Here is a 25960-nt window from a genome sequence, read left to right as displayed (position 1 = left end):
CTAGTTCACCGCCAGAATCGGGCTACCCAACTTCTCCAACAACGTCGCCTGCGCGCTGCGCGGGTTCTGGTTGCCGGTCGGGGTGTTGCGCACGTAGCGCCCGTCGGACTGCAGGCTCCAGCTGTGAGTGTTATCGGTCAGATAACTTTCCAGCTCCTTCTTGACCCGCATGATCAGCTTCTTGCCTTCCACCGGGAAACAGGTCTCGACGCGCTTATCGAGGTTACGCTCCATCCAGTCGGCGCTGGAGAGGAACATCTGCTCTTCGCCGCCGTTGAGGAAGTAGAACACGCGGGTGTGTTCCAGGAAGCGGCCAATGATCGACCGCACATGGATGTTGTGCGAAACCCCGACGATCCCCGGACGCAGGCAGCACATGCCACGCACCACCAGGTCGATGCGCACGCCGGACTGGCTGGCCTTGTACAGCGCACGAATGATTTTCGGGTCGGTCAGCGAGTTGAACTTGGCAATGATGTGCGCCGGCTTGCCGTCGAGGGCGAACTGGGTTTCGCGGGCAATCATGTCGAGCATGCCCTTCTTCAGCGTAAACGGCGCATGCAGCAGCTTTTTCATGCGCAAGGTCTTGCCCATGCCGATCAGCTGGCTGAACAACTTGCCGACGTCTTCGCACAAGGCGTCGTCGGAGGTCAGCAGGCTGTAGTCGGTGTAGAGCTTGGCGTTGCCGGCGTGGTAGTTACCCGTGCCCAAGTGGGCATAGCGCACGATTTCGCCGGCCTCGCGACGCAGAATCAGCATCATCTTGGCGTGGGTCTTGAAGCCCACCACGCCGTAGATCACCACCGCGCCTGCGGCCTGCAGGCGGCTGGCCAGTTGCAGGTTGGACTCTTCGTCGAACCGCGCACGCAGTTCGATAACAGCGGTGACTTCCTTGCCGTTACGCGCGGCGTCTACCAGCGCATCGACGATTTCCGAATTGGCGCCGGAGCGGTACAGGGTCTGACGCACCGCCAATACATGGGGGTCTTTGGCGGCCTGACGCAGCAGGTCGACCACCGGCGTAAACGACTCGAAGGGGTGCAGCAGCAGAATGTCCTGCTTGCTCACCACGCTGAAAATGTTCTCGCTGTTTTGCAACAGCTTGGGGATCTGCGGAGTGAATGGCGTGTATTGCAGCTCCGGGTGGCTGTCCAGGCCGGTGATGCTGAACAGGCGCGTGAGGTTGACCGGGCCATTGACCTGGTACAGCTCGCTCTCGCCCAGGTTGAACTGCTTGAGCAGGTAGTCCGACAGGTGCTTGGGGCAGGTATCGGCCACTTCCAGACGCACCGCATCGCCGTAACGCCGCGAAAACAGCTCGCCGCGCAGCGCGCGCGCCAAGTCTTCGACATCTTCGGAATCCAGCGCCAGGTCGGCGTTACGGGTCAGGCGGAACTGGTAGCAGCCCTTGACCTTCATGCCCTGGAACAGGTCATCGGCGTGGGCGTGGATCATCGACGACAGGAATACATAGTTGTCGCCAGCGCCCCCCACCTCTTCCGGTACCTTAATGATCCGTGGCAGCAAGCGCGGCGCCGGGATGATCGCCAGGCCGGAGTCGCGACCGAAGGCGTCGATGCCTTCCAGTTCGACGATGAAGTTCAAGCTCTTGTTGACCAGCAACGGGAACGGGTGCGTGGGGTCGAGGCCGATGGGGGTGATGATCGGCGCGATTTCGTCGCGGAAGTAGCGACGCACCCAGGTCTTGATCTTGGTGGTCCAGTGCCGGCGACGGATAAAGCGGACCTGATGTTTTTCCAGTTCCGGCAGCAGAATATCGTTGAGGATCGCGTATTGGCGATCCACATGGCCGTGGACCAGCTCACTGATGCGCGCCAGGGCCTGGTGCGGCTGCAAACCGTCGGCACCCGCCTGTTCACGGGCGAAGGTGATTTGTTTCTTGAGGCCGGCGACGCGGATCTCGAAGAACTCATCCAGGTTGCTGGAGAAGATCAGCAGGAATTTCAGCCGCTCCAGCAAGGGGTAGGACTCATCCAGCGCCTGCTCCAGCACGCGGATGTTGAATTGCAGTTGCGACAGCTCGCGGTGGATGTACAGGCTGCTGTCATCCAGGTTGACCACCGGCGCCACCGGGGCCGGCACCGGCACTTCAGCGGCGGCGACGGGGGCGAGCGGCTCATGTTCCGGCGGCGTCTCGGTGACTTGCTCCACCACCGGGTGGGCGTCTTTTACGGCAACTTCGGAGAGTCCTTCGGTATTCATCGAGTGTTCCTGTGAGGGCTATTGTTGCTCTCTAAGCAATTGGGCGGCGCGGGCGGCAAAGTAGGTCAGAATGCCATCAGCCCCGGCACGTTTAAAGGCAGTCAGGGATTCAAGGATCACCCCTTCACTCAACCATCCATTCTGTATTGCAGCCATGTGCATGGCGTATTCGCCGCTGACCTGATACACGAAGGTCGGCACCTTGAATTCCTCTTTGACCCGGTAAAGGATGTCCAGGTACGGCATCCCGGGCTTGACCATCACCATATCCGCCCCTTCGGCCAGATCGGCGGCCACTTCGTGCAAGGCCTCGTGGCTGTTGGCCGGGTCCATCTGGTACGAGGCTTTATCAGCCTTGCCCAGGTTCAACGCCGAGCCCACCGCATCGCGGAACGGGCCGTAGTAGGCGCTGGCGTACTTGGCCGAATAGGCCATGATCCGCACGTTGACGTGGCCGGCCAGCTCCAGGGCCTCTCGAATCGCCTGGATGCGGCCATCCATCATGTCCGACGGCGCCACCACCTGCGCGCCGGCCGCGGCATGTGACAACGCCTGCTTGACCAGTGCATCGACGGTGATGTCGTTCTCGACATAGCCGTCAGCGTCCAGGATGCCATCCTGGCCGTGGGTGGTGAACGGGTCCAGCGCCACGTCGGTGATCACTCCCAGCTCCGGGAAGCGTTCACGCAGTGCACGGGTGGCGCGCTGGGCTATCCCGTCCGGGTTCCAGGCTTCGGCAGCATCCAGGGACTTGAGTTCAGCGGGAGTCACGGGAAACAACGCCAGGGCCGGAATCCCCAGCTCAACCCAACCGGCCGCCTCTTCAAGCAGCAGGTCGATGGTCAGTCGCTCTACGCCAGGCATTGACGCCACCGCTTCGCGGCGGTTCTCACCGTCCAGCACAAACACCGGCAGAATCAGATCACCGGTCGTCAGCACGTTTTCACGAACCAGGCGGCGAGAAAAGTCATCACGGCGATTGCGACGCAGACGGGTGGCGGGGAACAGGCGATGGGCAGGGGTAAAGCTCACGACAGACTCCTGAGCCCGGGTTCACGGGCGAGCGTTGCAGTTATAAGCGGCCATTATGACGAAGGAATGACAGTTGTGCTTATCGATGCGACCTGTAGCCGCATTCGTCGTTTCCGTAGGAATTGTTCACTTCGTGACACATCTCGATACTTTCATGAATGTTCGCGAAGGCGTAGGCTGCGCGTTCATTTCGCCAGCACCCAGACCATGCTTCAACAATTTCTGCATGACTTCGGCTACTTTGCCCTCTTCCTCGGCACCTTCTTCGAAGGCGAAACCATTCTGGTGCTCGCAGGCTTTCTGGCGTTCCGTGGTTACATGGATATCAATCTGGTGGTGGTCGTTGCCTTCTTCGGCAGCTACGCCGGCGACCAGCTCTGGTACTACATGGGGCGCAAGCATGGCCGCAAGCTGCTGGCGCGCAAACCGCGCTGGCAATTGATGGGTGACAAGGCACTCGAACATATCCGTAAGCACCCGGACATCTGGGTGCTGAGCTTCCGCTTCGTCTACGGGCTGCGCACCGTGATGCCGGTAGCGATCGGGCTGTCCGGCTATCCGCCGCTGCGCTACTTGATCCTCAACGGCATCGGCGCCGCGATCTGGGCGGCCGCGCTGGGCGCAGCGGCGTACCATTTTGGCGCGGTGCTCGAAGGCATGCTGGGCAGCGTCAAGAAGTACGAGCTGTGGGTGCTGGGCGCGCTGCTGGTGCTGGGTTTCGGTCTGTGGCTGCGCCGTCGCTTCAAAAATGCGCGTATCGCCCGTCAGGCCTGCGCCGACGCGCAAGCCCAGCGCGCTGCCGAACCGGTGCCGAGCGAGCAACCTAAGACACCAGTCGAGTAAGCCGGCTTCTGCAGCAGTAAAGGCCGATCACGCTGAGCAGGCTGTAACTGGCCAGTCCCAGCCAGGCCAACGGGCTTGCCGGCCACAGCCCGACCAACGGCGCCAGCCATACCAGCGGCACGTTCAGCGCCAGGCGCACCAGCTCGGCCGTCAATGCCCAGGGACGATTCTCCAGGGCCACGCCCAAGGCAAACAAGCCCAGCGCCATCGCGCCCCAGCCCAGGATCAGCGCTGCCGTGGGCAGGCCTTGGCCGACGTTCATCAAGTAACTGCCAAAGCCTGCGTAGGCCACAAATTGCAGGGCCACGTACACCTGCTGACGTACATCCAGCGGCACCTCGAACTTGCTGAACTGGCTCAGGTCCGGCTTGGCCAACGGGTACTTGGCCTTCACGTCCGCCGGGCGCCAGCCGGTACGCATGAACCAGATGCGCAGCTTGTCCCATAGGCTGTGCGTGCGCCGCGCATCGCTGCACAGTTGGGCATAGAACTGCAGGTTGGCCCACAGCGGGTTCCAACTGGCCAGCGGCGTGGTCACGCCGAAGATCACCGGTTCGTTTTCGTCCTCTTCCTGGAAGCTGCCGAATAGACGGTCCCAAATAATGAACACCCCGCCGTAGTTGCGATCCATGTAGAGAGCATTCTGCGCATGATGGGCCCGATGATTGGACGGCGTGACGAAGAACCACTCGTACCAACCCAGCTTGGGCACATGCCGCGTATGCACCCAGAATTGATACAGCAGATTGAGCGACGCCACGCTGATAAACACCACCAACGGCACACCGAGCACAGCCAGGGGCAGGTAGAAGATCCAGCTCAGCAAAAAGCCCGTGCTGGTCTGGCGCAGGGCAGTGGTGAGGTTGTAGTCCTCGCTCTGGTGATGCACCGAGTGTGCCGCCCACAGGATGTTGCGCTCATGCCCCAGCCGATGCAGCCAGTAGTAGCAGAAGTCATAGAACACGAACGCGAACAGCCACGTCCATGGGCTCTGCGCCGGCAACTCCAGCAGCGCCAGATGCTCAAGGGCAAAGGCATAGGTCAACACGCCCACACCCTTGGTCAACAGGCCCGTGGTGGTGGACAACACACCGGTGCTCAGACTGTTGATGGCATCCGCCACCCGGTAATTGCGCTGGCCGCGCCAACGGTCGGCGAGCAATTCCACCACGATCAAGGCAATGAAAAACGGTACCGCGTAAGGCACGAAGTCCATGGGCAAGTCCGGTCTATTTTTGTTACATCAAGATTAGGTGCAGCGCTGTGAGATCCCATTGGCAACAGGTTACAAATTAGTAGACATTTAACGCCAAGAACTCAGGAGAAACGCCCATGAGCAAAAAGATTGCAGTGATCCTTTCCGGCTGCGGCGTGTATGACGGCGCAGAGATCCAAGAAAGCGTGATCACCCTGCTGCGCCTGGATCAGCGCGGCGCTCAGGTCCAATGCTTTGCACCCGATATCGCCCAACACCATGTGATCAATCACCTGACCGGCGAAGAAATGCCCGAATCACGCAATGTACTGGTGGAGTCGGCGCGCATCGCCCGTGGCGAGGTGAAGGACATCAGCCAGGCCAATGTCGACGACTTCGACGCACTGATCGTGCCCGGCGGGTTTGGCGCGGCGAAGAACCTGTCGAATTTTGCCAGCGAAGGCACCGCCTGCAGCGTCAACCCGCAGGTACTGGCGTTGGCGGAGGCCTTTGCCGAGGCGAGCAAGCCCGTCGGGCTGATCTGCATCTCGCCGGCCCTGGCCGCGAAGATCTATGGGCCGGGCGTGACATGCACCATCGGTAACGATCCCGATACCTCGGCCGCCCTCAATAAAATGGGCGCTACCCATCAGGAGTGCTCGGTAGAAGACATCGTCGAGGATAAAGCGCGCAAACTGGTGAGCACGCCCGCCTATATGCTGGGCAAAAACATCAGCGAGGTGGCGTCAGGCATCAACAAACTGGTGGATCGCGTGCTGGAGTTGACCCACGAGAACGATGAGTGAGCGCCTGATCGCTACAGGCCCGCTCACTCCTGACGCATCAACTGCGTGAGGATACGATCCAGCGCGTTGGCAAACGCCTGCTTGTCCTTCTCTCCATGGGGCGGTGGTCCGCCGCCCATCTGGCCCTGTTCACGCAGGTCGGTGAACAGGTTGCGCACCGCCAACCGTTCGCTCATGTTTGCCGGGCTGAACTCCTTGCCTCGCGGGTCCAGCGCCGTGACGCCCTTTTTCACCAAACGATCAGCCAGCGGTACGTCGCTGCAAATCACCAGTTCGCCGGGCACCGCATGTTCCACCAGGTAGTCATCGGCGGCGTCCGGGCCGCTCGGCACCACGATCAATTTCACGCAGGAAAAGCCAGGCTTGATCTGGCTCTGCCCGGCTACCAGCACCACTTCGAACTGGCGCTTGAGGGCGAACTTCACCACCAGGTCCTTGGCCGCGCGTGGGCACGCGTCGGCATCGATCCACACGCGCACGTCTAGACCGCCACTCGACGTCTTTCGGCCAGGCGGCTTCGGCCGTACAGCACCACAATCGCCAGGATCGCCACCACCTGCGCACTCAGCGAGTAGGCGTCGGCGTGGATGCCCAGCCAGTCGAAGTCAAAGAACGCCACCGGCCGCGTGCCGAAGACACCGGCCTCCTGCAATGCCTTGACGCCATGCCCGGCGAATACCACCGACAGCGCGCACAGCAGCGCCGCGTTGATACCGAAGAACAGCGCCAGCGGCAGCTTCGCCGAGCCGCGCAGGATCACCCAGGCCAGGCCCACCAGCAGCACCAGCGCCGTGGCGCCCCCCGCCAGCACCGCGTTATGTCCGGCCGGACCGGCTTGCAGCCATAGGGTTTCGTAGAACAGGATCACTTCGAACAGCTCGCGGTATACCGAGAAAAACGCCAGCACCGCAAAACCAAAGCGCCCACCGCCGCCTACCAGGCTGCTTTTGATGTAGTCCTGCCAGGCCGCTGCGTGGCGTCGGTCGTGCATCCAGACCCCCAGCCACAGCACCATCACGCTGGCGAACAACGCCGTGCACCCTTCCAGCAATTCACGCTGGGCGCCGCTGACGTCGATCACATACGCGGCCAGTGCCCAGGTAGCCAGACCGGCCAACAGCGCCAAACCCCAGCCCGCGTTGACGCTGCGCACCGCCGACTGCTGGCCGGTATTACGCAGGAAGGCCAGGATCGCCGCCAATACCAGGATCGCCTCCAGGCCTTCCCGCAGCAGGATCAGCAAACCGGAGATGTAGCTCAACGACCAGCTCAGGCCATCGCCACCGAGCAAATCGGCCGACGCGGTGAGCTTCGCCTTGGCGACGTCCAGGCGCTGTTGCACTTGCTCGATCGGTAGCCCGTCCTGCAACGACTGTCGATAAGCCATCAACGCCTTCTCGGTGTCCTTGCGCACGTTGGCATCGACGTTGTCCAGAGAGCTTTCCACCAGCTCGAAACCTTCCAGGTAGGCCGCTACCGACAGGTCGTAGGCTTGTTCGTGATCGCCATTGCGGTACGCGGCGAGGCTTTTGTCCAAGGTCGTCGCGGTGTAGTCGAGCAACTGCGCCGGGCCGCGCTTGACCTGTGGCGGCTGCGCGCGCTGAGCGCGGAAGGTCGCGGCAGCAACGGCGCCGTCGGCGGCCAGCACTTCATTGGGCGTACGCCGGGCCAGGTCAGCGAGGTTGAATGGCTGCTCGCTCTTGGCGGCCGCCGGGTCGGCGGTAAACCCGGCGATGTAGGTGGCCAGGTCCCAACGCTGACGGTCGTCCAACTGATCGGCGAACGCCGGCATGTCGGTACCTTCGACGCCCAGGCCCAAGGTGTTGTAGATCGCGTAGAGGCTCAGGCGATCCAGCCGCGCGGCATCCCGTAGATTCGCCGGCGGCGGCGTAAGGCCCACGCCCGCCGGGCCATCGCCGGCGCCGGCGGTGCCGTGGCATACCGAGCAATGCTGGGCGTAGAGCGGTGCGCCACGCGTCGGGTCAGGCGTAATGGCCGGGGCCTGGCTCACTTCATAGGCCACCGCCAGCTTGGCGCCCAACTGCCGGGCCTGACGGGCAACGGTGGCACCGTCCTGACGAGCGGTCACCGCCGCGCGCAGTTCTTCGACGCCCGTTACCAGCTCGGCGCGTTCCGGCTTGGCCGGCAAGTCCGCCACCAAACCTTGCAACACCCCAAGAAACTCAACCTGCTCGCGGTATTCCGAGGTGTCCACCACCCTGCCCGCGTCCACGGTCGGCGGGTAATCAGCACCGATGTAGTCCAGCAAATGCAGGGCTTGGGGCGCGCCCTCGGCCGTCGCGGCCAACAGGTTGAAGCTGCACGACATCAACGCCGGCAACACCAGCCAGGCGAGAAAACGGTGGGGGGCAGTCATGAATGAATCTCAAAGGGAAATACGAAGTAACACATTGTTTAACGATAAGGGATTTGACTCAAGCCGTTCGTGACCTGGAACACCTGAGCGCATCGGTTTACGTGTTCAGTAGTGGCATTCTGTGGAGCACATCACAGCAAAAAGCCATTGTTTTGCCAGTTATGGCGCCTATAATGCCGCGCCCTGTTAGTGCGAAAGGGAATGTCATTGCCGTTTTTTATGCGCAATGACCACATTGGCTGACTACTTTCAGGGAAGAAATCTGCATGGCATTTCGCGCCTTAACTCCGCTTGCGCTCGCGGCGGTGACCTTGCTGTCCGGCTGTTCGATGTTGCGCAGCTACGACACCGAGCTGCAAGCCACTAACCAGCAACTGGCCACCGGCAACGTCGATGCAGCATTGACTCTGCTGGAGAAGAACAACACCGGCGAAGACAAAGACCTGCTGTATTTCTTCGAAAAAGGTGAGCTGCTGCGCGCCAAGGGCGACCTGACCGGCAGCCAGACCGCCTGGCGCAGCGCCGACCTGCAAGTCTACAAATGGGAAGAGTCGGTCAAGTTCGACAGCGCCAGGTACCTCGCCCAGTTCGGTAGCTTCCTGGCCAACGACAAAGTGCGCCGCTACGAAGGCTACGACTACGAAAAAGTCATGCTGACCACCCAGATGGCTTTGAACCTGCTGGCGGTGAACGACTTCGACGGCGCCCGCACCGAGATCAAGAAAACCCACGAGCGCGAAGCCGTGATCGCCGATCTGCGCGACAAGGAATACCTCAAGCGCGAAGACGAGGCCGAGCGCCAGGGCGTGACCACCCAGCTCAAAGACCTCAATGGCTACCCGGTGGCGGCCCTGAACGCGCCGGAAGTGGTCGGCCTGAAAAACAGCTACCAGAGTGCGTTCAGCCACTACCTGGCCGGCTTCGTCTACGAAGCCCTGGGCGAAAAAGACCTGGCCGCGCCCGGTTATCGCAAGGCGGCCGAGCTGCGCCCCAATACCCCGCTGCTGGAGCAGGCCTTGCGAGACCTGGACAAATCCAAGGTGGGCGCCAATGAAACCGACGTGCTGATTGTGGTTCAGAGCGGCCTGGCGCCGGCCCGCGACTCGATCCGCCTGCCGTTGCCGATCCCCATCAACGGCAACCTGGTGATCACCCCGCTGTCGTTCCCCGTGATTAAGGCCGACACCTCCACCGCCACCTTCGCTCAGATCGGTGTCGACGGCCAGCAACAGAACCTCACCGCGCTCAACAGCACCACCGCCATGTCCCGCCGCGCCCTGCGTGACGACATGCCGGGGATCATCCTGCGCACCACCGTACGCGCAGTCAGCCGTGGCGTGGCGCAGAACAACCTGAACAAGACCAACCCCATGGCGGGCCTGGTACTGGGCATCGCTTCGGCCGTGACCGAGGGCGCCGACACCCGCACCTGGCGCACCTTACCGGACATGACCCAAGTGACGCGCCTGCGCCTCAAGCACGGCGAGCACCAGGTCAGCCTGCCCAACGCGCTGGGCGGCACGCTGGTGACGGTCAAGGCCGATCAGCGCTATCAGGTGATCACTCTGCGCGTGGTCGGCAACCAAGTGTTTGCCGGTGGCCTCGCGGCCCATGTCGTGCCGAGCAGCACGCCTCAGGCAATCGCCACCCTTAAACAACCGTAAGGAGCACGCTATGCGTCATTTCATCCTCGGCGCTTTGGCGCTGGTCCTGCTCGTCGGCTGCGCCACCCCGCCGCCACCGGCGCCCGGCAGCGCCGCCAGCAAAATCGTAGTGATGGGCAAGTTCAAGGGCATCGCCGTCGGCGCTATCCGCGTCGCGCGCGAGAACGGCTTCCTGACTGCCAAAGTGCAACTGAGCAACATCACCAGCAGCAACCAGACGATGTATTACCGCTTCGCCTGGCTGGGCGCCGATGGCTTCCCGGTAGGCGACGAAGAGACCTGGAAAGTGCTCAACCTGTACGCCAACCAGGCCACCTTCCTGCCGGCCATCGCCAACCTGCCCCAGGCGGCGGACTTTCGTCTTGAAGTGAAAACCCCTTGAGCCGCTCACCCTTTCTGAGAGATTTCCCCATGTTTGCACGCTTCTCGATGCTCGCCGTGGTCGCCGTCCTGGCCAGCGGTTGCGCCAATACCTCGCCGGTACTCGGCAGCAAGCACATCAACTACGGCGACACCAAGGCCGTGGAAACCGTGACCAACGAGTTCGGCTCCACCGACCTGCAGATGATCGCCGAAAGCATGACCCGCTCCCTGGCGCAGTCCGGCGTGCTGCGAGGTCGCCCGGTGGTGCAGGTGTACGACGTGAAGAACAAGACCAGCGAGTACATCGATACCCGCGAGATCACCACGTCGATCAAGACCCAACTGATGAAGACGGGCACCGCGCGCTTCGCCAGCGACAATACCGACATGCAGAGCCAGGTCGACCAGCTCAAGCTGCAGAACCAGAGCGGCCTGTACAAGAAGTCCACGGTCAGCAAGACCGGCAACATGGTCGCTGCCCAGTACCGTCTGGAAGGCTCCATCAGTTCCATCGTCAAGCGCAGCTCGGACTACAAGGACGTGTTCTACAAATTCAGCCTGCAGTTGATCGACGTCGAGAGCGGCGTGGCCGAATGGATGGACGAAAAAGAAATCCGCAAAACCACGGAGCGCTGAACAATGCGTGCATGGATCGGCATGATCGGCCTGCTGTGCGCCTTTGGCGCCTCGGCCGCGCCGAAGATCGCAGTGACCGACCTGGCCTACGAGGCGCGGGTCGAGGAGTACATCCACCAGGTCTCGGCCAGCGACACCTTTCAGGCCAGCGCCTACCACGCCAGTGGCGCCTCGAATTACAGCGAGTACGAAAGCCGTACCAGCTATATCGAGCAGACCGAGCTGCGTAAATTCAGCGGTGATATCAAGGGGGAGATCCTCAAGTCGCGGCAGTTTCAGCTGGTGCAGGGCACGCCCTATACCGCCGATGCCAAGGGTGACGTCTACGACGTCATCAAGCGCATCAAGGCCGGCCACTTCAAGGGGGCCGATTACGTGCTGTTCGGCACTTTGTCGGATATCGACTTCACCCAGGACATCAACGCCCTGGACCACACCAACAGTTATTCGGCTGTGCTGGGCCTGACGCTGGTGGCGGATTTCAGCCTGATCAACACCCGCACCTACGAGATCACGTCGGCGTTCACCGCCATGGGCGAAGGCCAGGACACTAAACTGGTGAACAGCCGTGACATCCGCGTGAGCTTGAACCGGCCACGGGTGGTGAAGGAAGTGTCCAAAGCGTTGGGTGAGGATGTGGCCAGGCAGTTGGCAGAGCAATTGGGCGGTGGCTATCAGGAACCTGGCCAGCCGACACCGCGTAGCAATCTGCCAAGGGACGAAGCGCCGAAGATTCTGCGCTGACCGTTAATCCTCCAGGCAACACAATGTGGGAAGTGGCCAGCCTCCTCCCACATTCTTGACTCGGTTTGGCCAGTTACGCCGTTGCGCGATGCAGGCTGGCCAGAAACCCCGCCGCTCCCACGAACAACCCGGCAAACGTACGATTCACGCGTTTTTGCTGCGTGGGCGTGCGCAACAGGCGCAACACTTTCGACGCCAGCCCGGTGTAGCCCGCCATCACGATCATATCGACGCTGATCATCGTCGCGCCGATGATCAAATATTGAACCAGCAACGGCGCCTGCGGGTTCACGAACTGCGGCAACACCGCGAGCATGAACACCAAGGCCTTGGGGTTGCTGGCATTGACCAGAAAACCACGGAACATCATCGCCATCGGCTTGCCGACGGGGCGCACGGCCGCATCGTTGGCCATGTCCAGAGGCAAGGCACGCCATTGCTTGATGGCCAGGTACACGAGGTACGCCACACCGAACCACTTGATCGCATAGAACGCGGTGGACGATGCGGCGAGAATGGCACCCAACCCGCCCGCGACCACGGCAATCTGCATCGCCAGGCCCAGTTGCAGGCCGATGGCATTCCAGTAGCCGCGCAGAAAGCCGTATTGCAGGCCACTGGACATCGAGGCGATGGCGCCGGCGCCGGGAGAAAGGGAGATGATCCAACTGGCCAGGAAAAAGGCCAGCCACGTATCGAGTGCCATGACACACCTCGCAGAAAGTTAGCGGTTGTGCCTAAAGCTAACGCCAGCGACCAACGGCTGGCTATCAATTTTTACTCGATATGAACGCTAGCGGTCGCCCGGGAACACATGGGTGCCCGGCCAACGTCGCACCGAGCGCTGGAAGAATAGACTGTTAGGCACCTGCACGATCGCGCTGTCGGTGCCTGCGGCCTCCACTTCGACCAGCGTGGTATAGAGCAGATTGATTGCCACTACCCGCCCCTTGACGCCCGGTTTGTCGACGGTATCCACCAATTCCACAATGTCACCCAGACGAAACGGTCCGACCGTAAAGATCAGAATCGCGCAGAGCAGGTTGGACAACACCGACCACATGGCAAAAAACGCCACGGCGGCGACCGCCACAAACCCCGACAACGCGGTCCACAACACCGTGGCGGACACACCGAGGCGGCCGAGCACGAAGATCAGCGCGCTGCCCATGATCAGCCAGCGCAGGCCGCCCCGCAGCGGCATCAGCAGTTGCGGCGGGAATGGGTAGCGCTCGCCTAGGCGCGTGAGGCCCTTGCCCACAAAGCGCTGCGCCAGGTAACCGGCCAGCAGGATCAACAGGATCTGCGCGCCAATCCACACAGGCTCGACCCACTCTGCCGGCAGTTGCAATGCCTCCATCAGGACAGCGCCTCCAGCTCCGCCTGCAGGGTTTCAAGTAGTTCGAGGGCTTCCATCCAGGCTTCCTCCAATTGCCCTTCGCGCACCTTGAGCTTGGCCTGTTCGGCCAGCAGGTCGCGCAGTTCGTCTTTGCGTGCGGCTTCGTACACGGCACTGTCACCGAGGCTGGCTTCGATTTTGGCCAACCGCTCGTGCACCTTGCCCAGCTCGGCCTCCAACTTATCGGCTTCGCGCTTGTGCGGCGCCAATTGCTGGCGCAACGCAGCGGCGGCCTGGCGCTGGGCCTTTTTGTCGGTCTTGTCCGGGTTGACCGGCGTGTTGCTGGCCGGCGCATTACGCAGGCGGTAATCGGTGAGCCAGCGGGCGTAGTCGTCGAGGTCGCCATCGAACTCTTCGACTTTGCCATCGGCCACCAGCAGGAAATTATCCGTGGTGCTCTTGAGCAAATGGCGGTCGTGGGAGACCACCAACACCGCACCGCTGAACTCCTGCAAAGCCATGGTCAGCGCCAGGCGCATTTCCAGGTCCAGGTGGTTGGTCGGCTCGTCGAGCAGCAGCAGGTTCGGGCGATCCCAGGCGATCAGGGCCAGGGCCAGACGGGCTTTTTCGCCGCCGGAGAAATTCAGCACCGGCTCATCGATGCGCGCGCCACGGAAGTCGAAGCCACCCAGGAAGTCGCGCAGGGTCTGCTCGCGCTCGGTCGGTGCCAGGCGCTGCAGGTGCAGCAACGGGCTGGCCTTGGCGTCGAGGGAGTCCAACTGATGCTGGGCGAAGTAACCCACCACGGTGTTTTCGCCACGGGTCAGGCGGCCGGCCAAAGGCTCCAGTTCACCTGACAGGTTCTTGATCAATGTCGACTTGCCCGCGCCGTTAGGGCCGAGCAAACCGATCCGCGCACCCGGCGTGAGTTGCAGCTTGACATTCTCCAGGATGGTTTTATCGCCATAGCCCAGGCGCGCGTCAGAAAGATCCAGCAATGGACTGGAGATTTTCACCGACTCGCGGAACACGAAGTCGAACGGCGAATCGACGTGGGCCGCCGACAGCTCTTCCATGCGCTCCAACGCCTTGATCCGGCTCTGGGCCTGACGGGCCTTGGTGGCCTGGGCCTTGAACCGAGCGATGTAGCTTTCCATGTGCGCGCGTTGCGCCTGCTGTTTCTCGTAGGCCTGTTGCTGCTGGGCCAGGCGTTCGGCACGTGCACGTTCGAACGCAGTGTAGCCGCCGCGGTACAGGGTGATTTTCTTCTGTTCGACATGGGCGATGTTATCGACCACCGCGTCAAGGAAGTCCCGGTCGTGGGAAATCAGCAGCAAGGTGCCCTGGTAGCTCTTGAGGAAATCTTCCAGCCACAGGATCGCATCGAGGTCCAGGTGGTTGGTCGGTTCGTCGAGCAGCAACAGGTCCGAGGGGCACATCAGCGCCTGGGCCAGGTTCAGGCGCATGCGCCAGCCGCCGGAGAAGTCGGCGACCGGGCGGTCCATCTGTTCGTTGGTAAATCCCAGACCGGCGAGCATCTTGCGGGCACGAGCGTCGGCAGTGTAGCCATCGGCGCTGTCCAGCTCCGAGTGCAGGCGCGCCTGGGCGGCGCCGTCCTGAGCTTTTTCGGCTTCGGCCAGGTCGTGCTGCACCTGGCGCAGGCGCAGGTCGCCATCGAGCACGTAGTCGATCGCGATGCGGTCCAGGGTGTCGATCTCCTGGCGCATATGAGCGATGCGCCAGTCGGCCGGCAGCAGGCAGTCGCCGGAGTCCGGGGTCAGCTCGCCCAGCAACAGCGCGAACAACGTGGATTTGCCGGCGCCATTGGCACCGATCAGGCCGGCTTTGTGACCGGCGTGCAGGGTCAGCTCGGCGTCTTCGAGAAGACGTTGCGGGCCACGCTGTAATGTTAGGCTTTGAAGTCGGATCATAATGGCGGCGGAGTCTACCAGCTTCGTTGGCCGCTGGCTTGGGTGTGACTATGTGCGCTGACCTGTGGAGCTTTGCTCTTTCGATGTATGCCCGCCCGGGCATAGAAGCCGCCTGCCTGCGCCTTCAGGCCCAAGGGGCGGACGTGTGCCTGGTGCTCTGCGGCGCATGGCTGGAACAACGCGGCGTTATCCAGACCGCCGAGCGATTGCAGGCGCTCAGGCAAATTGCCGGCCCTTGGCAGACGCAGGTGATCGAGCCGTTACGCCAGTTGCGTGTGCAATGGCGAACGAACGCGCAGCAGGACAAGCCTTTGGCTGCCTTACGGGAACGGATCAAGTCGATGGAGTTGGAGGCCGAACGGCACTTGTTGATGCGTCTCGAAGAGTTGATCGAAACATGGTCATCTGGCGAGCGGGCTGATCAACAGCACTGGCTGGAAAGACTGGCGGCTGAGGATGCCGCCAACCTTGACCACGACGCGCTGCAGCAGCTGCGCGTCGCGGCCACCGGCACTTAAGAGGCGCTGGTTGGGGTAGCGGTTGGCGTCGCCGATGCAGGGGTGCTGCTGGCCGGTGCGGTTGCAGCGGTGGATGCTGCCGGGGTCGCTGCTGGAGTAGCGGGCTTGGCCGGCGAAGGCTTCGCAGCGGCCGGTTTGGCGGCAGCGGGTTTAGCCGTTGGCTTGGCTGCTGGCTTGACGGCAGTCGTTTTAGCCGCAGGCTTGGCAGCCGGTTTAGCGGCAGCGGTTTTAGCTGCTGGCTTGGTTGCTGGTTTAGCGGCAACGGTTTTGGCTGCAGGCTTGGTTGCTGGCTTGGCGGCAGCGGTTTTAGCTGCTGGCTTGGCTGCTGGTTTAGCGGCAGCGGTTTTAGCTGCTGGCTTGGCTGCTGGTTTAGCGGCAGCGGTTTTGGCTGCAGGCTTGGCTGCTGGTTTAGCGGCAGCGGTTTTGGCTGCAGGCTTGGCTGCTGGTTTAGCGGCAACGGTTTTGGCTGCAGGCTTGGCTGCTGGTTTAGCGGCAGCGGTTTTAGCTGCAGGCTTGACTGCTGGTTTAGCGGCAGCGGTTTTAGCTGCTGGCTTGGCTGCTGGTTTAGCGGCAGCGGTTTTGGCTGCAGGCTTGGCGGTTGGTTTGGCCGATGGCTTTTTAGCGGTGCTTGCTGCAACAGCTTTCACGGGGGTACGAGCACCCAACGCCTTAGCCACTGCTTCTTTCACACGACCAACGCCCTGGGCCAGCTTCAAGCTTTCCTGAGCATCTTTTTTCAGTTGGGAAATGTAGGCACGGGTTTCGGCCTGGCGATCCTTGAGGGCGTCCAGCAGGTCCTCAAGTTCTTTGACGGCGTCTTTGGCCTTGGCTTGTGCCTTGGCTTTGCCGGCAGTGGCGGCATCTTGCAATTTGGTACGGGATTTGTGCAGCTTTTCTTGCGCCTTACCGCGTTGTTTCTCCAGCTTGGCGAGCAGTTTTTCTGCATCAGCCAACGCTTGGGAACATGCGCTTTCCAGATGTTCGAGCAAGCTGCCCGAGAGTTGTTGGAGTAAGTGCAACGGGGTATTAACAGGCTTCTGTTTGGCCGACATGGTTTACCTCCTGGCTGACGTGGGTGCGGCTCATACTAGCCCTCTGCTCTTACCGCCGCTAGCGCATGTTGACAGTATCGATAGCCTTGCGTTGCACCGTACGAAAATTCTTATTGGGATGACGAAAATACCCAGCACTTTTTACCTTTCCACACTGGCATAATCCGTCGCACTTTCGGCTGGAGGATGCCCATGTTGCGCTACCTTTTTCTTGTGCTTGGCCTGGCGATCCCAGTGGCCGGTGCGAGCGAATCATCGCCGTCCAAGACCAACGACCAGGATCGGCACGACCTCGCCTACAGCGTGGGTGCCAGCCTCGGCGAACGCCTGCGTCAGGAGGTTCCCGACCTGCAGATACAAGCCCTGATCGACGGCCTCCAGCAGGCCTATCAAGGCAAGCCACTGGCGCTGGACGCTGCACGCATCGAGCAGATCCTGGCGCAGCACGAGGCGCAGATCGAAGCCGCTGCCCAGATCCCCCAAAGCGAAAAGGCACTGGCCGCCGAGCAACAATTCCTCGCCAGGGAAAAAGCCTCAAAAGGCGTTCGTGAATTAGCGGATGGAATCCTGCTCACCGAACTCACGCCCGGCACGGGCAACACGCCGTCGGCCAATAGTCAGGTTCAAGTGAAATACGTCGGCCAACTGCCCGATGGAACAGTCTTCGACAAGAGCAACCAACCACAGTGGTTTCGCCTGGACAGTGTGATCAACGGCTGGAGCAGCGCGTTGCGACAGATGCCGGTGGGCGCGAAATGGCGCCTGGTGATTCCATCGGCCCAGGCGTACGGCGCCGACGGTGCCGGCGAGTTGATCCCGCCTTATACGCCACTGGTTTTCGAGATCGAACTGCTGGGTACGCGTTCCTGAAGCCAAAAAAAACGGTGCGACCCGCGCACCGTTTTTATCGCATCCCCCAGGTCAGGCCTGGGCGACGGTTTGTTCCTTGTGCGCGTTGTGCAGCACTTCGATCAGGCAGTCTTCCAGCTCGAAGCGCTCGTGAAGCAGCGCACCCAATTCTTTGAATTTTTCAGCGACGCATTTGCCTTGATCACAGAGTTCGGTAAACGTCAGCAACATCTCGGTAATCACATCGATACGCGGGTAAAGGGTCTTTGCGAAATCCAGGCCACGCCGGTCATCGAACGCTTCGGCCTCTTTGGTGAGTTGGGTGTAAATGCTCAAATGCCCAGCCGATACGTAATCCACCAGTACAACGCAGAAGTCCTGCAACGGTTCGCGCTTCTCGGCCAACGCCTCGGGCTCGGCACCCAGCGCATCGAAAGCCCGAATCAGTTCATGGCGTGCCTTCAACCAGCTGTCGATCAGCTTGTGCACCCCACCCCAGCGTTCCCGAGCATTCTTGCAACGTTCCAACATGATGATCTCTCTTCCCTAATAGGGGGCGCTGCCGCCTGATGCCCGCGCTCTTCAAGGATAAGCGGGGGCGGAACAAGGCTGCATCTGACAACCGGTTTGAATAACGCGTGCGGGCCAGATTATGCCCGCACGACTGTGGCTTCAAGGTACGCAGGACAGAAAGTTCATACAAGTGTTTAATCCCCTCCTACAAACCACCGCCGGGTTTTAATGCCTCGCAGGGTGCAGGCCTCGCCTGAGCAGCAACCGTGAAAACTGCATGATGCCCAGGATCAGCATTCCCACGAAAAACAGCAGGCTCCACTCAGGGAGGCTCAAATCAAACAGCGTCCAGCTGATTTCCATGCAGTCGACGGTGCCTTTGACCGCCAGCTGCAGCGCCTGCCACCACGAAATATCTTCGAGCATGTGGCTGGCGTTCGGCCAACAATTGGCGGCCTGCCCAGGTGCGGAATTTTGCAGCAAGACCTGGCGCACGGCGGTGGCCGCCCCCAGTAATGCACAGCCCATGCTCGCCACGCCGTACACGTAGATGATGGGACGCCTGGGGTTATGGAGCGCGGCCACCAGATTGACCAACGTGAACGCCGCTAGAAATACGCGCTGCATTTGGCACAGAAAACACGGGCGCAGCGAGGCTCCGAATTCGAGGTAATAGGAAGCGCCCAACGTCAGCGTACCCGCCATGAACGCCAGAAAAAACAAGGAACGTGAAGGGGCCAAAGACATGCTTTATCCGCATCGCGAAAGACAGGTGGCTACGGTAGAGGAAAGGCCTGACTCCTTTCAATACGCGACAGATCAGCCGATTCCGTGAGCGCTTAAGGAGATCCCGCCAGAACCTGGAAGACTTTAAGCCACTGTGTGTAGGAGGCTGCCGCCAGCAACGCCCGGCCGAGTTTTGACCTCCCAGAAAGGGCTGACGCTCAGACGCATCTGAGGCAGCCCTCGGCTCTGTTCCTACATCAAACTCGCGCGGGAACTGGCAAGGGGGACGCCAGCAGACGGCTATCCAGCAAGCCCAGGCCTTCCTGGAACAGTTGGTTGCTGCGCTCGGTATCCCCCAGTTGCGCCAACAGGCGTGCCAGTTCGGCGCAGGCCTCGGGGTTGCGCTGCACCTGCAGGCTGCGTTCGAGGTAGTCGCGCGCCTTGCCCCACAAGCTGTTCTGCAGACACAAGCGACCCAAGGTCAGCAGCAGGCTGGCGTCGCCTGGATGCTCCTTGAGCCGGCCTTCGGCAAACTTCAACTGGCGCGCCGGGTCATTGCCACGCAGGAGGCCATACAGTCGCATCAGGTGGCTGTTGTAGTCGCGTTTGATCGCTGCACGCAGGGCCTCCTCGGCCTTGGCGTCTGCGCCCAACTGGCGCAACTGTTCGGCATAGGCCAGCACCAACTGTGGTTCCTGGCGCTGGGCGGAGGTGAGTTGTTGCCAGGCGCGCTCCAGCGACTGCAACCCCGCCTCGCCCTGCTCTTCGCGCTGAGCAGCCAGGCTCAGGTTCTCACCCCATGCGCGACGTTCCAATTCGGCCAGTTCAGCGGCGGGTAACACCTTGTCCTTACGCAGTTCCGGCAGCAGCCGGATCACTGAGGACCAGTCGCCACGCTGCTGATGCAAGCGCTGCAATTGGCGCAGGAGTTGCGCGTTATGCGGGTGGCGCTCATGCATCGCCTGCAGGGTGACCAGGGCCCCGTCCGTGTCGCCACGGTCCAGTTGCAGTTGGGCGTGGCTCAAGGCGACCGCCAATTCAGCCTGGGGCTGACGCTCAAGGGCCCGCTCGAGCAAGCCGTCGGCCTCTTCGTAGCGCCCCTGCTCGTTGGCCGCACGCGCGGCGCCGAGATAGTAGAGCAACGGTTGGCGCTCAGCTTCGGCAGCCCGATGCAAATGGCGTTCAGCGCTGGCCCAACGTCCCTCGGCGAGGTCCATCTGGCCCTGCTCGATAGCAATCTGCACACGACGGCTGCGGTTACGCCGCGACCAGGGGTTGACCACACCGCTCGACGTGGTGACCAGGCTCAGCGCCACGCGGATCAGATAGATTGCCAGGGCGATGCCACATACCGCGATCAGGGTCGCCCAAAGGCTCGACTCGTAATGCAACACATGGGGGTAGGTAATCAGCACGTAGCCGGTATGTTTCGAAATGCCCACGGCCAGCGCCAGGGCGATGGCAATCGCCAGCACCAGGATCACATAGAAACGCTTCATCGGCTCTACTCCTGGGTCGCCGGCTTGGCAGCCGCCTTGGCTTCATCGGCGGACAAGTGACGACGATCAAGATACGCCTGCACGGCCGCCAGGCTGGCGGCCAGATCGGGCGTCACCACCGAAACGGCTTTAGGCTCAAGCTCGGCAATACGCGCCAGCATCGCTTTGCTCTGGGGATTATCCTGATTGAAGTTGTCCTGCAGCACACTGCGCGCTTCTGCGAGCGAGCGACTGTACACCGCCGACTCGCCATTGAGCGCAGCCCATTGTGCTTGCTCAAGAGCCAGACTCAAGGCCAGGCGAACCTGGTTCAAGCCTTGCCCGGCGAGCAGCGGACGAATGTTGTCGTCCGGGTTGAAATCGATACGGAAGTAGCGGGAAATCTGCTCCCACCATTCGCTCCAACGGCTTTGTGTGTCAGTGGTCGGCCGCCCATCGCTGGATGGCTCGGTCAACTGATACTCCGGCGCAATCGCCGCCAGCTGCACCACTTGGTCGCGCAGGGCGGCCAATTGCAGGTAAAGCCCGGTGCGATCCGGTTGTTCGGTACTGCGCAGCGCCACCAGGCTCTTGGCCAATTGCTCACGCGCGGCGTACGCACCTGGGTCGCTTTGCTCGCGAAGAATCTCGTCGGCGCCCTGCACCAGCGCCAGGGCGCTGTTGATGTCCTGTAACGCCGACAGACGCAGGCTCGCCAGGCGGATCAAGTGCTCGGCCTCGGCCAGGCGCCAGTCCTGACGACTGGCACCCAGCACGGTCTCCAGCCGCTGGCTCAAGTGTTGTTGATCGGCCTGCAACTGCGTCACCAGGCGACGGCGCTCTTCCAGCTCGTCCGCAGCTGGCAACTGGGCCAGACGCGCGGCCAGTTGCTGCTGGTTCTGCTTGAGGGACTGGGATTGGTCGTCCAGGGCCTGCACCTGACCGGTCTGCTGCTGGCCGCTGGCTTGCAGGGCACGGACCTGCCAGATGCCCCAACCGCCGGCGGCCACCCCGGCAACGCCGAGCAGCAAGGCGACGACTGCCAGGCCATTGCCACGGCGCGGCGCGGTGACCGTTGACTCGACCGGCGCTTGAAGTGCGGGTTGAGCTTCATCTTTAGGCAAGGCTGTTTCGCTCACGTATCCGTCCTTTGCGTATCAGAGAGTGGGGCGGGATCTTTTTATAAGACAATGCCGCGTAACGCCACTAACAACGCCGCAGCGCTCGCGCCACGACAATCCACAACTTTTTCTGCGCCGGCAGCCTGCGCCATCTGCTGGACTCGCGGGCTGGGTACGAACAATGGCAGTTGTGCCACCTGTGGCCAATCGGCACCGGCCAGGGCTTGCAGATGCAAAAAACCCTGCCCACTGCTGACCACCACGCCGTTCAAGCGTTCCAACTGGATGCGCCGCGTCAGTTCACCGACGTCGTACTCAGGCAGGAGCCGCCGGTACAACTCCAGATAATCGACACTAACACCTCTGGCGCGCAACTGTTGCGCCAGCAACTCGCGACCGCCCTCACCCCGCACGATCAGCACTCGCGCATCGGGGCGAGCAATCGCCTCGCGCAACGCCGGCAGTTGCAGCAAAGCCTCGCTGTCGTCGCCGGTTTGCGGGTAATCAACCCTGTAGCCACGCTCGGCCAACACCTGCGCGGTGGCCGCGCCGACACTGAACCACTGCACCTGAGGCCATTGCCTGTCCAGGTGTTGCAAGGCCAGGCGCGCGGCCGGCTTGCTGACCACGATTACCGCGCAGTAACGGCCCAGATCACGAAGTACCGCCTGCCGTTCCGGGCTGACAGGCAGCGGCTCGATGTCCAGCAAAGGCAGGCTGCTGCTGTAGATCCCGACGTCGGATAACGCCGCCGCCAGCGCCACCGATTCCTCGGCGGGCCGCGTCAGCAGCAAGCGCCAGCCGATCACTGCGGCCCGGCCTCGCCATAGACTTTTTGCAGGATGGCGCCGGCGCCCTTGGCCAGCAGCTCTTCAGCCACCTGGACCCCCAGTGCCGTCGCATCGCGTTGCGGACCACGCACCTCGGCGGTCAGCAACGTGCCGCCGTCGGGGTCGCCCACCAGGCCACGCAGCCACAGGTTATCGCCTTCGAGCACCGCGTAGCAGGCAATCGGCACCTGGCAGCCGCCATTGAGGTGCTTGTTCAGGGCACGCTCGGCCGTGACGCGCACTTCAGTGTCGTAGTGATCCAGAGGCTTGAGAAGCGCGTGAATTTCGCTGTCCGCGCTGCGGCACTCAATGCCCACTGCGCCCTGCCCACCCGCTGGCAGGCTGTCTTCGACACTGATGGCCGAAGTGATGCGGTCCTCGAAACCGAGACGGATCAAACCGGCGGCGGCGAGGATGATGGCGTCATATTCACCGCTGTCCAGCTTGGCCAGGCGGGTGTTGACGTTTCCGCGCAGAAAGCGGATCTGCAGGTCGGGGCGGCGGGTCAGCAGCTGAGCCTGGCGTCGCAGGCTCGACGTGCCGACGATGCTGCCCAAAGGGAGGTCATCCAGCGATGCGTAGTTATTGGAAACGAAGGCATCGCGCGGGTCTTCGCGCTCGCAGATGCAGAACAGGCCCAAGCCTTCAGGGAAGTCCATCGGCACGTCTTTCATCGAATGCACGGCGATGTCGGCTTCGTTCTCCAGCAGCGCGGTTTCCAGCTCCTTGACGAACAAGCCCTTGCCGCCGATCTTCGACAGCGGTGAGTCGAGCAGCTTGTCGCCACGACTGACCATGGGCACCAGGGACACCTTGAGGCCCGGATGGGCAAGCTCCAGGCGTGCTTTGACGTATTCGGCCTGCCATAGGGCCAAGGCGCTTTTACGGGTGGCGATGCGGATTTCGCGAGAGGACATGAATCAATCCGTACTGAATAGATACGGCAGATAATAACAGCTCAGGCAAATACGCCTTGATTTGAATCAGCAAGTGCGGGGCCTCCCTGGCCTCGTCGCACCGGGATAAGGAATGCAAATTGCGCCACAGCCCTCGAGCTAAAGCTGCTGCATCATCTTGCGTACGCCGGCGACATGCCGTCGGCTGACGATCAAGGCATCGCCATTGAGCCCTTTGAGGAACAACTGGAAGTGCCCCAATGGCGTGCGTTGCAGGCGTTCGATACGCTCTCTGGCCACCAGCGCATTGCGGTGGATCCGCACGAAGCGGTCGCCGAACTCATCTTCCAGGGCCTTGAGCGGCTCGTCGAGCAAGACTTCTCCCGCTTCGTGACGCAAGGTCACGTACTTGTGGTCGGCAATGAAGTACACCACTTGATTCAGGGGAATCAACTCGATGCCCTTGCGGGTACGCGCACTGATATGACTGCGGGGGCCGTTGCCACTTTGGGCGGCAGGCTGGGTCAAGGCGGCGAGCTGGGCGCGGCTGGGGCGCTCGGCCTTTTTCAGGGCCTTGAGCAGCGCTTCGGCCGTCACCGGTTTAGTCACGAAACTCACACCGCTGTCTTCCAGCGTCTGCGCGGGAAACTCTTCCTGGGCCGCACACAGCACCACGGCCGGCGGTGATTCGCGTTCACTCAGGCGGGCGGCAACCTGCAGACCATCCAGGCCCGGCATGCGGATATCGAGCAGCAGTACATCCGGCTTGAGGCTGTCGATCAGCGTCAACGCTTCCTCACCGCTGGTGGCGCTCGGTTCTAGGACTGTATAACCCTCGAGCTCACCGACCAGACGGCTCAGTCGGTCGCGGGCTTGGGGTTCGTCATCAACGATCAGGACATTCATATTGCGCTGGATTCCTGCGTGAGTCTCGCACATGGATAACGTAGACAGGTGCGGTGACTTGCGTCACAGCGATCCACGCTAAGACTAGTGCGAGCGGCAAAAAGTGCCCCGACGGTGGCACCCATATTTACCCGGATCTGTTCAAGAGTGCCCAAGACCTGCAGCCTTCGGGCATCGTCGTAGGGTTTGCTGATACACAATCCGAATACCCCCCTTGTTTAATGGTTAGTCTGGGCTCTGACCGCAATAGCCGACTTTGGTGCATTCATACACTCTCAGTCCAACTGTAGACGCTCGCCGAGGCGACATTGCTCAATCGTCAAATATCGTTTCAATAAGCGTCTTTCTCCAGTCTCGTCCCGGACGTGATCGGCGGCAAGGCACTTAGCCATCCTTTGTACAAATAAAAATGCCGACGACCCTCGCCACCGCCTCCGCGAGCAACCCTGTTATGATCGGCGTCACACGTCCATGCCTTTTACTTACAGCAAATCACGAGCGAATCCATGAGCACCGACAAGACCAACCAGTCCTGGGGCGGCCGCTTCAGTGAACCCGTCGACGCCTTCGTCGCGCGCTTCACCGCCTCCGTCACCTTCGACCAGCGCCTGTACCGCCACGACATCATGGGCTCCATCGCCCACGCCACGATGCTGGCCAAAGTCGGCGTGCTGACCGACGCCGAGCGCGACAGTATCATCGACGGCCTGACCACCATCCGCGGTGAGATTGAAGCCGGCACCTTCGACTGGCGCGTCGACCTGGAAGACGTGCACATGAATATCGAGGCGCGCCTCACCGACCGCATCGGTGTGACCGGCAAGAAGTTGCACACCGGGCGCAGCCGTAACGATCAGGTGGCCACCGATATCCGCTTGTGGCTGCGCGATGAAATCGACCTGATCCTGGCCGAGATCACCCGCCTGCAAAAAGGTTTGCTGGAGCAGGCCGAGCGTGAATCGGACACCATCATGCCCGGCTTCACCCACCTGCAGACTGCGCAACCCGTGACATTCGGCCACCATCTGCTGGCCTGGTTCGAAATGCTCAGCCGCGACTATGAGCGCCTGGTGGACTGCCGCAAGCGCGCCAATCGCATGCCCCTGGGCAGCGCCGCGCTGGCCGGTACGACTTACCCGATCGACCGTGAGTACACCGCGCAATTGCTGGGCTTCGATGCCGTGGGCGGCAACTCTCTGGATGGCGTGTCGGACCGCGACTTCGCCATCGAATTCTGCGCCGCCGCCAGCATCGCGATGATGCACCTGTCGCGCTTCTCCGAAGAGCTGGTGCTGTGGACCAGCGCGCAATTCCAGTTCATCGACCTGCCGGACCGCTTCTGCACCGGTAGCTCGATCATGCCGCAAAAGAAAAACCCCGACGTGCCTGAGCTGGTGCGTGGCAAGAGTGGCCGTGTATTCGGCGCACTGATGGGCCTGCTGACCCTGATGAAAGGCCAGCCATTGGCCTATAACAAGGACAACCAGGAAGACAAGGAACCGCTGTTCGACGCCGCCGACACGCTGCGCGACTCGTTGCGCGCGTTTGCCGACATGATCCCTGCGATCAAGCCCAAGCACGCCATCATGCGCGAAGCGGCTTTGCGTGGGTTCTCGACGGCGACTGACCTGGCGGACTACCTGGTGCGCCGTGGCCTGCCGTTCCGCGACTGCCACGAAATCGTCGGCCACGCCGTGAAATACGGCGTGGACACTGGTAAAGACCTGGCGGAAATGAGCCTGGAAGAACTGCGCCAGTTCAGCGACCAGATCGAGCAGGACGTGTTTGCCGTGCTGACCCTGGAAGGTTCGGTCAACGCTCGTAACCATGTGGGCGGTACGGCGCCGGCACAGGTGAAGGCAGCCGTCGTGCGCGGCCAGGCACTGCTCGCCAGTCGCTAAGACATATGGGAGGGGTT

General features: G+C 61.7%; 25 protein-coding genes and 1 pseudogene. 9 read left to right on the top strand and 17 right to left on the bottom strand.

What is annotated here, in order from left to right:
* Both ppk1 and hemB read right to left on the bottom strand, forming a co-directional pair.
* On the bottom strand, positions 1 to 2223 hold the full coding sequence (gene ppk1 / locus G7025_RS02460) for a polyphosphate kinase 1 (protein ID WP_181076364.1): 2223 nt from the start codon (positions 2221 to 2223) through the stop codon (positions 1 to 3).
* Positions 2224 to 2241: 18 nt separating this feature from the next.
* Entirely contained in the window at positions 2242 to 3255 is a 1014-nt protein-coding gene (hemB, locus tag G7025_RS02455) for a porphobilinogen synthase (protein WP_181076362.1), read from the bottom strand.
* A gap of 207 nt (positions 3256 to 3462) precedes the next feature.
* Between hemB and G7025_RS02450 the strand changes: the two genes are divergently transcribed.
* Entirely contained in the window at positions 3463 to 4098 is a 636-nt protein-coding gene (locus G7025_RS02450; RefSeq protein WP_181076361.1) for a DedA family protein, read from the top strand.
* On the opposite strand, the gene G7025_RS02445 is transcribed toward G7025_RS02450, so the two are convergent.
* Entirely contained in the window at positions 4079 to 5314 is a 1236-nt protein-coding gene (locus G7025_RS02445; protein ID WP_181076359.1) for a sterol desaturase family protein, read from the bottom strand. The genes G7025_RS02450 and G7025_RS02445 overlap by 20 nt on opposite strands.
* Before the next feature lie 116 nt (positions 5315 to 5430).
* Between G7025_RS02445 and elbB the strand changes: the two genes are divergently transcribed.
* On the top strand, positions 5431 to 6099 hold the full coding sequence (elbB, locus tag G7025_RS02440; RefSeq protein ID WP_181076358.1) for an isoprenoid biosynthesis glyoxalase ElbB: 669 nt from the start codon (positions 5431 to 5433) through the stop codon (positions 6097 to 6099).
* A 23-nt stretch (positions 6100 to 6122) separates the two neighbouring features.
* Here elbB and G7025_RS02435 read toward each other — a convergent pair whose 3' ends face one another.
* Positions 6123 to 6578 carry a YaiI/YqxD family protein gene (locus G7025_RS02435; protein ID WP_181076357.1) on the bottom strand — a complete coding sequence of 152 codons (456 nt, stop codon included), beginning with the start codon at positions 6576 to 6578 and terminating at the stop codon, positions 6123 to 6125.
* 2 nt (positions 6579 to 6580) lie between these two features.
* The gene (locus tag G7025_RS02430; RefSeq protein WP_181076356.1) at positions 6581 to 8476 is read right to left on the bottom strand and encodes an FTR1 family protein; all 1896 of its coding nucleotides are present in this window, start codon (positions 8474 to 8476) and stop codon (positions 6581 to 6583) included.
* Positions 8477 to 8742: 266 nt separating this feature from the next.
* Here G7025_RS02430 and G7025_RS02425 point away from each other — a divergent pair, with 266 nt between their 5' ends.
* The 4 genes from G7025_RS02425 to G7025_RS02410 are packed head-to-tail and all read left to right on the top strand — an operon-like array spanning position 8743 to position 11883.
* On the top strand, positions 8743 to 10140 hold the full coding sequence (locus G7025_RS02425; protein ID WP_181076355.1) for a COG3014 family protein: 1398 nt from the start codon (positions 8743 to 8745) through the stop codon (positions 10138 to 10140).
* 10 nt (positions 10141 to 10150) lie between these two features.
* Positions 10151 to 10522, top strand: a complete 372-nt coding sequence (locus G7025_RS02420) for a YcfL family protein (RefSeq protein WP_181076354.1) — start codon at positions 10151 to 10153, stop codon at positions 10520 to 10522.
* 29 nt (positions 10523 to 10551) lie between these two features.
* Entirely contained in the window at positions 10552 to 11139 is a 588-nt protein-coding gene (lpoB, locus tag G7025_RS02415) for a penicillin-binding protein activator LpoB (RefSeq protein ID WP_181076353.1), read from the top strand.
* 3 nt (positions 11140 to 11142) lie between these two features.
* The gene (locus tag G7025_RS02410) at positions 11143 to 11883 is read left to right on the top strand and encodes a penicillin-binding protein activator LpoB (protein WP_181076352.1); all 741 of its coding nucleotides are present in this window, start codon (positions 11143 to 11145) and stop codon (positions 11881 to 11883) included.
* Positions 11884 to 11956: 73 nt separating this feature from the next.
* Here the strand turns inward: G7025_RS02410 and G7025_RS02405 are convergent, their stop codons facing one another.
* From G7025_RS02405 to G7025_RS02395, 3 genes are all read right to left on the bottom strand, one after another.
* Positions 11957 to 12589 (bottom strand): LysE family transporter, encoded by a 633-nt coding sequence (locus tag G7025_RS02405; RefSeq protein WP_181076351.1) that lies wholly within the window; start codon positions 12587 to 12589, stop codon positions 11957 to 11959.
* An 87-nt stretch (positions 12590 to 12676) separates the two neighbouring features.
* Positions 12677 to 13243, bottom strand: coding sequence for a mechanosensitive ion channel family protein (locus tag G7025_RS02400; protein WP_181076349.1), 567 nt, complete (start codon positions 13241 to 13243; stop codon positions 12677 to 12679).
* Entirely contained in the window at positions 13243 to 15153 is a 1911-nt protein-coding gene (locus G7025_RS02395) for an ATP-binding cassette domain-containing protein (protein WP_181076348.1), read from the bottom strand. The genes G7025_RS02400 and G7025_RS02395 overlap by 1 nt, the downstream gene beginning before the upstream one ends.
* Positions 15154 to 15203: 50 nt before the next feature.
* Between G7025_RS02395 and G7025_RS02390 the strand changes: the two genes are divergently transcribed.
* Positions 15204 to 15671: a TIGR02444 family protein gene (locus G7025_RS02390; RefSeq protein WP_181076346.1), complete on the top strand. Its 468-nt coding sequence runs from the start codon at positions 15204 to 15206 to the stop codon at positions 15669 to 15671.
* On the opposite strand, the gene G7025_RS02385 is transcribed toward G7025_RS02390, so the two are convergent.
* On the bottom strand, positions 15668 to 16723 hold the full coding sequence (locus G7025_RS02385) for an AlgP family protein (RefSeq protein WP_181076345.1): 1056 nt from the start codon (positions 16721 to 16723) through the stop codon (positions 15668 to 15670). The two genes, G7025_RS02390 and G7025_RS02385, sit on opposite strands and share 4 nt — an antisense overlap.
* A 192-nt stretch (positions 16724 to 16915) precedes the next feature.
* Here G7025_RS02385 and G7025_RS02380 point away from each other — a divergent pair, with 192 nt between their 5' ends.
* On the top strand, positions 16916 to 17593 hold the full coding sequence (locus tag G7025_RS02380; RefSeq protein ID WP_181076343.1) for an FKBP-type peptidyl-prolyl cis-trans isomerase: 678 nt from the start codon (positions 16916 to 16918) through the stop codon (positions 17591 to 17593).
* Positions 17594 to 17644: 51 nt separating this feature from the next.
* Here the strand turns inward: G7025_RS02380 and rsd are convergent, their stop codons facing one another.
* The 8 genes and pseudogenes from rsd to G7025_RS26970 form a co-directional block, all read right to left on the bottom strand.
* Complete coding sequence (rsd, locus tag G7025_RS02375; RefSeq protein WP_181076342.1) at positions 17645 to 18103, bottom strand: sigma D regulator; 459 nt, start codon at positions 18101 to 18103, stop codon at positions 17645 to 17647.
* Positions 18104 to 18310: 207 nt separating this feature from the next.
* Positions 18311 to 18832: a disulfide bond formation protein B gene (locus tag G7025_RS02370; RefSeq protein ID WP_181076340.1), complete on the bottom strand. Its 522-nt coding sequence runs from the start codon at positions 18830 to 18832 to the stop codon at positions 18311 to 18313.
* 236 nt (positions 18833 to 19068) lie between these two features.
* Positions 19069 to 20310, bottom strand: coding sequence for a heme biosynthesis protein HemY (locus G7025_RS02365; RefSeq protein WP_181076339.1), 1242 nt, complete (start codon positions 20308 to 20310; stop codon positions 19069 to 19071).
* A gap of 5 nt (positions 20311 to 20315) precedes the next feature.
* Positions 20316 to 21428, bottom strand: a complete 1113-nt coding sequence (locus tag G7025_RS02360) for a uroporphyrinogen-III C-methyltransferase (protein WP_181076337.1) — start codon at positions 21426 to 21428, stop codon at positions 20316 to 20318.
* Positions 21429 to 21469: 41 nt separating this feature from the next.
* A complete protein-coding gene (locus tag G7025_RS02355; protein WP_181076335.1) occupies positions 21470 to 22219 on the bottom strand; it encodes a uroporphyrinogen-III synthase in 750 nt (249 codons plus the stop codon).
* The gene (gene hemC / locus G7025_RS02350) at positions 22216 to 23157 is read right to left on the bottom strand and encodes a hydroxymethylbilane synthase (protein WP_181076334.1); all 942 of its coding nucleotides are present in this window, start codon (positions 23155 to 23157) and stop codon (positions 22216 to 22218) included. Before hemC ends, G7025_RS02355 begins: the two co-directional genes overlap by 4 nt.
* A gap of 138 nt (positions 23158 to 23295) precedes the next feature.
* Entirely contained in the window at positions 23296 to 24042 is a 747-nt protein-coding gene (locus G7025_RS02345; protein WP_181076332.1) for a LytR/AlgR family response regulator transcription factor, read from the bottom strand.
* A pseudogene (locus G7025_RS26970) lies at positions 24039 to 24155 on the bottom strand (sensor histidine kinase); the annotation flags it as partial. The pseudogene G7025_RS26970 and the gene G7025_RS02345, both read right to left, overlap by 4 nt.
* Before the next feature lie 393 nt (positions 24156 to 24548).
* Between G7025_RS26970 and argH the strand changes: the two are divergent.
* Positions 24549 to 25943, top strand: a complete 1395-nt coding sequence (gene argH, locus G7025_RS02340) for an argininosuccinate lyase (protein WP_024078056.1) — start codon at positions 24549 to 24551, stop codon at positions 25941 to 25943.
* The last annotated feature ends 17 nt before the right edge of the window (positions 25944 to 25960 follow it).

Origin of the sequence: Pseudomonas lurida (assembly GCF_013522705.1) — a bacterium.
GTDB lineage: Bacteria > Pseudomonadota > Gammaproteobacteria > Pseudomonadales > Pseudomonadaceae > Aquipseudomonas > Aquipseudomonas quebecensis.
This window is presented reverse-complemented; position numbering and strand designations above follow the sequence as displayed.